This is a genomic window from Paenibacillus oralis (assembly GCF_003863965.1).
In the GTDB taxonomy this organism is placed as follows: Bacteria; Bacillota; Bacilli; order Paenibacillales; family Paenibacillaceae; genus Fontibacillus; species Fontibacillus oralis.
On sequence record NZ_RRCN01000001.1, the window covers coordinates 5,783,609 to 5,792,277 of the forward strand.

At 53.6% G+C, this 8,669-nt stretch carries 5 protein-coding genes, 1 rRNA gene and 1 other annotated feature (1 of these 7 cut by a window edge); all 6 genes read right to left on the bottom strand.

Annotated features, from left to right (window positions below; translation table 11 throughout):
- Positions 1 to 179: 179 nt before the first annotated feature.
- Entirely contained in the window at positions 180 to 2,009 is a 1,830-nt protein-coding gene (locus EHV15_RS25835; protein ID WP_128633759.1) for a sensor histidine kinase, read from the bottom strand.
- Between the two features lie 7 nt (positions 2,010 to 2,016).
- On the bottom strand, positions 2,017 to 3,579 hold the full coding sequence (locus tag EHV15_RS25840) for a response regulator (protein ID WP_128633760.1): 1,563 nt from the start codon (positions 3,577 to 3,579) through the stop codon (positions 2,017 to 2,019).
- Positions 3,580 to 3,671: 92 nt separating this feature from the next.
- Entirely contained in the window at positions 3,672 to 4,505 is an 834-nt protein-coding gene (locus tag EHV15_RS25845) for a carbohydrate ABC transporter permease (RefSeq protein WP_128633761.1), read from the bottom strand.
- Positions 4,502 to 5,455 carry a carbohydrate ABC transporter permease gene (locus EHV15_RS25850; RefSeq protein WP_128633762.1) on the bottom strand — a complete coding sequence of 318 codons (954 nt, stop codon included), beginning with the start codon at positions 5,453 to 5,455 and terminating at the stop codon, positions 4,502 to 4,504. Before EHV15_RS25850 ends, EHV15_RS25845 begins: the two co-directional genes overlap by 4 nt.
- Before the next feature lie 89 nt (positions 5,456 to 5,544).
- Complete coding sequence (locus EHV15_RS25855) at positions 5,545 to 6,993, bottom strand: ABC transporter substrate-binding protein (protein WP_128633763.1); 1,449 nt, start codon at positions 6,991 to 6,993, stop codon at positions 5,545 to 5,547.
- 755 nt (positions 6,994 to 7,748) lie between these two features.
- Positions 7,749 to 7,865, bottom strand: a 5S ribosomal RNA gene (gene rrf, locus EHV15_RS25860).
- Between the two features lie 135 nt (positions 7,866 to 8,000).
- Positions 8,001 to 8,669: a sequence feature (most likely nonfunctional fraction of RNA operon), on the bottom strand (it continues 1,575 nt past the right edge of the window).

Genomic DNA, 8,669 nt, shown 5'->3' on the forward strand with positions numbered 1-8,669 from the left:
AGGTTTCGATAACGTCCGTTCATGTCCCATCATTTCACCGCTCCTTTTCATTTCCATTCAGAAATTAGATTCAGCAGCCCTCTCCTCCGATCCCGGTTTGTTTTATTTTCTTTGTAACCCGCGCCAAGCTAAAACCATCACCTCCTTTCAGGATAATGAAAAACGCCTGCTTTCGTTTCTTACGTCCGCTTTGGCAGCCGGACGGTCACCCGTGTCCCCTGGTCCGGAGCCGAACGAATCGTGGCCCCGTACGTTTCCCCGTAAAGCAGCTTGATCCGGTTCATCACGTTGGCCAGGCCAACTCCGGGCGCTTCCGGATTCAGCGCGGCAGCAAGCGTTTCTTCATCCATGCCGCGCCCGTTGTCCTCCACCGTAAACACCAGCGTGCCTTCCTCCTCATGGCCGGCAATGCGCAGCAATCCGCCGCTGGTCCGTAAAGCAAAACCGTGAATGATCGCATTTTCGACAATCGGCTGCAAAAACATTTTCGGAACCTTGCAATCCGGCGGAATAAGTTCAAACTCGCACCTTGCCTCAAATACTCCGGAATACCGCTGTTCCATGATGTGCAGGTAGCTTTTGAGCCAGGCCGAATCGTCGCCGAAAGCGACCGGCTCCTGTTTGTTTTTGACCGTATATTGAAGCATGGTCGATAAGCAGACGAGCATTTTGCTGATCGCCTCCTCATTTCGCTCGAGCGCCATCCAATTAATGACGTTAAGCGTGTTGTACAAAAAATGGGGATTGAGTTGGAGATTAAGCGCCATGATTTCGGCCTCCTTCTCCCTGAGCCGAGTCTCGTAGTTTTCGTTGATCAGGTCGCTGATTTTTTCGTTCATCAGATTAAATTTATTGATCAGAATGCCGAATTCCAAGTCGCTTTGTTCCGGGATTTTGGTCGAAAACACGCCGCTCCCGGTCAGTTGAATCGCCACCAGCAGCTTTCTGATCGGAATCGTCAGCCAGCCCGAGATCATGTAGGCGACGGCGATCGAAACGGTGATCAGCACGGCCGCGATGTACAAGCTGTACGTATGGACCAAAGGAAGATCGCTTAGCAGCCTATCGTAAGGAACGACCAGCACGCTGATCCAACCGGTAATTTCCGACGTATCGTAGCAGACCAGCATCTTTTTTCCGTTTATTTGGGAAATCGCCGTCCCGGTCTTGAATGCGGCCGCCTCGTCCAGCCAATCCGCTGCCTCAGTACTCGTAAGCTTAACGATATCCGGATGAGCCACGATTTCTCCTTGCGGGGAAACGACGAACATGTAGGAGCCATCGAGCGCTGTCTTGCCGGCCTGGGGCGAACGGAAAAAGCTTTCGTTGAAGCCTATGAGCAGGAGCGGATTCTCGGTGCGCTCTCCCCAGCTCTTGACCACGCCGTCCTGGACGATGGAGCTCTTCAGCAGCTGGGAGGCGGAGAAAACATAGCGGTATCGCGGATCTAAATCTCTAAGCTCCTCCTGGTCGAACTGCTTGGCGAAATCGTACGTGGGAATCCAGATCAGTTTGCCGTCGGCCCGGAGCGTGTCCCGGTAGAGCTTGGATGCGTGCAGCTTGTCCGGTTTGACCGAGACGAAAGTCGGCCTGGAGGTCAGGATGGCCGTTCCGCCAAAGCTGTAATAGCTGGTGACAAGCTGAACGCTTTCAACGCTTGGCTCCGAGGCGTAATACGTGCCCAGGATCTCCGATACTTTTCGGTCCATTTGCAGAAGTTCCAGCAGGTCCGTCGGCGGCGGCCTGTCGAACAGCTGGAATAAATCCGGATCGGCCAGCAGCGATAGTGACTGATCCTTGACCCGGTTTAGCACAATGTCGGTATATTGGTTGTTTTTCTGAACGACTTCCTGCATGCTGTCGCTGGCATGCTTCAGAATGATGTCAGAGCTGGTTTTGTAATAGGCGTAACTGATGAGAATCATGGGGAACGTGATGAGGAAAACATAGGAAACGATCAGTTTAGTCCGGAACTTGAGCCGGGCGAACCGGCGGAGAGCGCGCCGCATCTTCTGGCTACCCCCGCTTTTGGTGCAGGATGCGGATCGTCTTGCGGTACTCCTCCGGCGTCATTCCGAATTCTTTTTTAAACACGCGGTTGAAATACTTCACATCCTGGTAGCCTACCTCTTCGGCGATTTTGTAGACGCGTAAGGTTTCATGTTCCAACATGGCTTTGGCTTTGGACAAACGGACCTGGTTCAGGTATGCCGTAAAATTGATTTTCAGCTTGGTTTTAAAATATTGGCTGAAGTAACCTGCGCTGAGTCCAAAGCGCTGCGCCGCGGATTCGAGCGAAATGTCGGACCGGTAATGCTCGTCGATATATGCCAGGCAGCGCTGAACGAGCTGATGACGGTGATTTTCCTTCCATTCCTTGATCGTGCGGACAGCGCGGACCACCACATCAAGCGCGCCCCCTTCCAATTGGGAATAGGCGGCCGCATGCTCGGTCAAAACCTCGATCTCCCGCAAAAAATCGTCATGCAAGCTGCCTTCCCTGAGGATATCGTGATCCTCGATCGTTTTGACCAGCAGCAGCTTGCACTTGTCGCGCAAACGATGCGGCAGGGGATAGGGACGGCTGCGCCATTCGCGGAATATGGCGGTGAGCGCGTTTTTCGCGGTTTGTTCGTCTCCGCCGCGGAGCGCTTCCTTCAGCGCGGTTTCCGCGGCGGAAGCCAGCGCCGGAATGCGTTCCCGGTCCAAATGGCTGGCACCAAACGCGAAAACGGTTTGATCTTCCTCGTAGAATTGCTCAAGCCTGGCGAACCGGGCTTCGCGGACACTGATGTGGGCCTCCTCCAGCAGATGATCCCTGCGGCTTCCGATCCCGGCCGATAGATGCCCCACGCCGAGCCGCAGCTCCGGTTCCTCGAAGACCCGCCCGGCCGCCTGCGGATCAATGCCATCGCCGAGCATGCAGATCAACTCCTCGTCGTCATGTTCGCTAACGAAGCAGAAGCAGTCGCCGTACTCGCGAAGCCGGGATTGGATCCGGCCCGCCTCCTCCCGGCCGAAGGAATATTTTCGCCTTACGCAGACGGCCGTTCCCGCACCGTTAAGAGGCAAAATATCCTTAAGCTCCGTCAGCCGCTCGCCGCTGATGGTGCCGTCGATCCACGCTTGCAGCAGCTTTCCGCTGTACGCCGGCTCCATGCGATCTATCCTTTCCGCCAACTCCTGCTGCCTTAAGCGGTCATGCCGCTCCCGCTCGCTCATCTGCTCTGCCCGCGCGAATACCTCCTGCAGCTTAGCGGCATCAACCGGCTTCAGCAAATAGCCAAACGCTCCAAACGTAAGCGCTTTCTGCGCATATTCGAAAAAATCGTAACCGCTCAGCACAACCACCTTCGCCCGGTTTGCCGGATCAAGCTTTTCCATAAATTCCAGCCCGGTCATATGCGGCATCCGGATATCCGTAAAGATAAGGTCGAACATCCTGCCTTCACACAGACGCAAAGCCTCCTCGCCGCTGCGCGCGGAACTTACGGTATCGCCCGGCCGCAGCTTGCCAAGCAGCCTGGTGAACCCGATCACGTGGCCGGGCTCATCATCGACCAATAGAAAATGCAGCATTTGCCTCCCTCCTTATGCCTCATTATAATAGAATAATTTGGTATGAAAGGGACTATTTCCTGCATTTTATTCCAAAAATTCTGCTAATCCGTTTAGCCTTTTACGCCGCTCATGGCGATTCCCTCCACGAAAAACCGCTGGCCAACGAGAAATACCGCGAGCGAAGGCAGCACGATAATGGCGGTTGCGGCCATCATTAGATGCCATTGTGCCGAATACGTGCCCTGGAACAAAGTGAGCCCCAGCATCAGCGTGTAATTTTTTTCCGAGGAAATGAACACCATGGGAGCCAGATAATCGTTCCAGTTGGCCAGGAAAGTCAGCATGCCGACGACGATAAGCGATTGCCTGCCAATCGGCATAATCACGTTCCAGTAAATCCGGAAATGCCCGGCACCATCCATCTTGGCCGCTTCGTCCATTTCCCGCGGGATCGTCAGAAAAAACTGGCGCAGCAGAAAAATGTTGAACACCCCTCCTCCGAACCAGGCCGGTGCAATCAGGGGAACGAGCGTATCGGTCAAATGGAGGGTTTTCCAGCCGAGAAAATGCGGAATCATCACGACAAAAAAAGGCATCATCAATCCGGTAAGGATAAAGCCGAATATTTTGTCTCTGCCGGCCCACGAAATCCGGGAAAAGCTGTACGCGCACACCGAGCTCGAAAGGACGACGCCGGCCATGGAAAGCGCCGTGACGACGGTACTGTTCCAGAAATAGCGGCCAAACGGGTTGCTGGAAAGCGCCTCGGCAAAGTTGTCAAACCTTAGGAAGTCAGGCACGATATCCGGCGGAATTGCAAACAGGCCGTCCATGCCCACAAACGCCGTCCGCAGCATCCAATAGAAAGGAAAAACAAACACGAGCCCGCCCAACGTCAACACAGCATATAGGCTCAAGCGAACGGCGATTTTACGTACTTTCATCTGCCTCTTTCCCGCCCTTCATAATAAACCAGCGAATTCGAAAATTTGAAGAGGACGAACGTGCACAGCAGAACGACTAGAAACAACAAGGTCGCAACGGCGCTGGCCGTACCGAACTTCGTAAACTGAAACCCTTCCTTGAACAAGTAATACACGATCAGGTAACTCGCGTTGTCCGGTCCGCCCTGCGTCATGACCGCGGGTTGCACGAAGGTCTGAAACGCATTAATGAACCCGATGACCGTGTTGAAAAAAATGATCGGAGAGCTCATCGGCAGCGTAATGTACCCAATTTTATGCAGCGTGTGGCCACCGTCCACCTCGACCGCCTCGTACAGATGAGCCGGAATATTTTGCAGACCGGCCAGGAAAATCACCATCGTGTTCCCCGTCAACCATAAGCTGAAGAGGATCAAGGTCGGAATGACGGTCGTGTCCGAGGATAGCCAGGAAAACTTAGGCAAATGGAGTAAACCAAGCGCATAATTGACGATTCCGAAATCCGGCTGCAGCATCCACAGCCAAATGATCGAAGACGCGGCGAGCGGGATGACGACCGGCAGGTAAAACAAACCGCGGAAAAACGCCCTTCCTTTAATTTTGCTGTTAAGCAGCAGCGCTAGACAAAAGGAAAACGCGATGCCGAGCGGAACGCTGACGAATACGTAATACAGTGTGCTGAAGGTGGCGTCATAAAAAAGCGGCTCCTTGCCGGTAAACAGGCGCGCGAAATTCTCCAAGCCCACGAACTTCGGGCTCCCGACCATGCTGTATTCGGTAAATCCGAGCAAAAACGTGAATACAAGCGGACCCAGCACAAAAATCAAGTAGCCAAGCAGCACCGGAGAAGCAAACAACAAACCGTATTTCAGTTCTTTGCGCCTTCGTCTCCGGATGCCTTGCAGCGGATCAAACGCCGCTTGACGGGGTGTTTCAGCGACAGATCTCATAAGCTTCTCCTCCTCCCTGCACCGGGAGCGCGCGGCCCTGATGCAGACCAAACGTGTCCAACGCGCGCCTCCCCTAAGCGCCGGTTTCTCTACCTGCCGTAACGGCCCTGGATTTCCGGCTGCACCTTTGAAGCGACTTCTTTCATCGCTTCATCGGCCGATTGCTTACCGAGCCATACGGGATCCAGCGCAGAAAACGCCATGGAACTGACTTTGCCGAAATTTTTCACGTAGTAGACCGGCGATGGCGTGCTGTTGTTCAGCAGGTTGTTCAGAAAAGCTTCCTTGAAGCCGGGCGGGTGCGACGGATTGTTCTCCGCCCACTGGGCGACAAGCGCCGGATCCGTGTACCATTTCTTGAGCGTTGGCATCCAGAGGCCGTCCCGGTATAAATTCAGCGCTCCGGAAGGATCGGCGAGGAATTTGGTGAGCAGCCATGTTTCTTCCGGATGTTTCGTCGATTTGAACATGGCGCTGACGCCGCTGATACCCATGGCGACGCTGCGCTTCATTTTCGGGAGCACGCCGATATCGTAATTAACCTTGGCCGCCCCAAGATCGAGGTTGATCCACTGCCCGTGCATACTCATCGCCACCAGCTTGGATTGCAAAGCGACCGCCTGGGACGGGATCGATTTAGCCTGCACCGGGTTGGGCGCGACATGGTGAACGTTGATCAGGTCGGCCAGCCGCTGGATCGCTTCCACCGCTTCCGGCTGATCGAGAGCGAACTTCGTCCCGTCCGCCGAAACGAGGTCGCCTTCGTTGTTGACGATGTGCGCCATCACCGGACCGTACCAGTTCTCGAACGAAACGCCGAATTGCTTGATATTGGCCTTATCGAAACCCTGGTCCGTGGCGTTTTTACCGTTTTTGTCGATCGTCAGCTTTTTGGCGGCTTCCACGAACTGTTCCCACGTCCAAGCGTCCTCCGCCTTGGCGGGAGGCATTTCCACGCCGGCCTCCTCGAATAAGTCCTTATTGTAGAACAACGCGAACGTTTCGCCCGCCGTGCTGATGCCCCAGGTGTAGCTCGGATCGTCGCCGTTAAACCAGATATAGTCGAGGAAGTCCTCTTTTTTCAGCTCCGTATCCTTGGCGAACATCTCGTTGAAGTTGATGAATTTCCCTTCCTTTTGCCAGGCCTCCCCCAGCTCCCCATGCACATAACCGGCGTCCGGCGTTTCATTAGCCGCGACCATCGCGGTAAGTTTGGCATCGTAGTCGCTTTCGGGAATATGCACAGCGTTGACGGTAATCCAGGGATATTTCTCGGTGAACTTTTTCGTCGCCTCCTCCACGGCTTTCTTCTCCTGAGGGCTGCCCCAAAACGTGTATTTCAGCGTTACGGGTTCCTTGTCTGTACCTTCGTTCGCCGGAGCGGCCGTTTCCGCTGCGGGTTCGCTTCCGTTTGACGAATTGGGAGAAGCTCCTTGACTTCCGTTAACCGCGTTACCACCTCCACAGCCCGCAAGCGCCACTGCCGTAACGAAGATCAGTGTGCCCAGCAAAATCGGCAGTTTTCGAACGTTTACCATTTCTTCTCATCCCTTCTTGTTCTTCCTGAGCTGATACCTTAGGATCAAGTTGGTTTTATTATAATGTAAACGCTACCATTGGAAAACTATAGATTTTTCAGATAAGTGGACATTTCTTAGTTTTTAAATGAAAATATTTTAACCACAACTGGTGCCCCGTATTTCGAAATAAAGCGTCTCCACAATGTTTTTGAGCTTAACGGACCGGAATAACGATAAACGTCCATTTCCCGGATATTTCCCATTGTAACGGAGCCAGACAGCGTTATCGAACTAAAAATAAGGTCATTTACGCCGATCTGAGGGAATAAGGCCCGCTCGGTCCGTTTGCTTGAACCATCCATGTCCACCTCGGTATTTAACAATACAAAAAGTGCTCTCTTCTTCTTTGCTTGGCGGCATCCTTGCTTGAAACTGACCTTCTTCATCATGTGGTAAATTTTAACGGACAGGAAAGACCTTATTCGCCCATTTCCCGGGTATTTCCCATTCTAACGGACTCAGACGACTCTATTAGGCCAAAAATTCGGACTTTGACGCCAATCTGAGTGAAATAAGGTCCGCTCGGTCCGTTAGAATTTCTAACCCCTCATTTTGGAGCAAATAACGTCGCTCATGTCCGTTAGCCTCCTCCGTTAAGTTTCCCCTCTCCATCCCCCAGTGTCCGCAATAACGTAATATCCGTTTCATCACGCTGTAACATTTCCGATAATGCAAAAAGCACCGCCGAGTTATCAGCGGTGCTCTTCTATCTTGCTTGGCGGCGTCCTACTCTCCCAGGACCCTTCGGTCCAAGTACCATCGGCGCTGGAGGGCTTAACGGCCGTGTTCGGGATGGGTACGCGTGGAACCCCTCCGCCATCGCCACCAAACGATTTTCAAGGTATTAATCCTTGAAAACTGGATACGAAACAAATTTGCGTTTGCCTTTCCGGGCCCCGCCAAAGTAATCGGACTCAGCTTCGAAGCTTTACGTCACTTTGGTGGGTAGAGTTTTGGATAAGCCCTCGACCGATTAGTACCTGTCAGCTCCATACATTGCTGCACTTCCACCTCAGGCCTATCAACCTCGTCGTCTTCAAGGGGTCTTACTAACTTGGGAAATCTCATCTTGAGGGGGGCTTCACGCTTAGATGCTTTCAGCGCTTATCCCGTCCGCACTTAGCTACCCAGCTGTGCTCCTGGCGGAACAACTGGTACACCAGCGGTGCGTCCATCCCGGTCCTCTCGTACTAAGGACAGCTCCTCTCAAATTTCCTACGCCCACGACAGATAGGGACCGAACTGTCTCACGACGTTCTGAACCCAGCTCGCGTACCGCTTTAATGGGCGAACAGCCCAACCCTTGGGACCTACTTCAGCCCCAGGATGCGATGAGCCGACATCGAGGTGCCAAACCTCCCCGTCGATGTGGACTCTTGGGGGAGATAAGCCTGTTATCCCCAGGGTAGCTTTTATCCGTTGAGCGATGGCCCTTCCATGCGGTACCACCGGATCACTAAGCCCGACTTTCGTCCCTGCTCGACTTGTCAGTCTCGCAGTCAAGCTCCCTTTTGCCTTTGCACTCTGCGAATGATTTCCAACCATTCTGAGGGAACCTTGGGGCGCCTCCGTTACTCTTTAGGAGGCGACCGCCCCAGTCAAACTGCCCGCCTGACACGGTCCCCGTACCGGTT

Bases quoted from the DNA above. Each gene is read 5' to 3' on its own strand.
- EHV15_RS25840 (WP_128633760.1), bottom strand. From the start codon at position 3,579: ATGCTGCATTTTCTATTGGTCGATGATGAGCCCGGCCACGTGATCGGG.
- EHV15_RS25850 (WP_128633762.1), bottom strand. From the start codon at position 5,455: ATGAGATCTGTCGCTGAAACACCCCGTCAAGCGGCGTTTGATCCGCTG.
- EHV15_RS25835 (WP_128633759.1), bottom strand. From the start codon at position 2,009: ATGCGGCGCGCTCTCCGCCGGTTCGCCCGGCTCAAGTTCCGGACTAAA.
- EHV15_RS25855 (WP_128633763.1), bottom strand. From the start codon at position 6,993: ATGGTAAACGTTCGAAAACTGCCGATTTTGCTGGGCACACTGATCTTC.
- EHV15_RS25845 (WP_128633761.1), bottom strand. From the start codon at position 4,505: ATGAAAGTACGTAAAATCGCCGTTCGCTTGAGCCTATATGCTGTGTTG.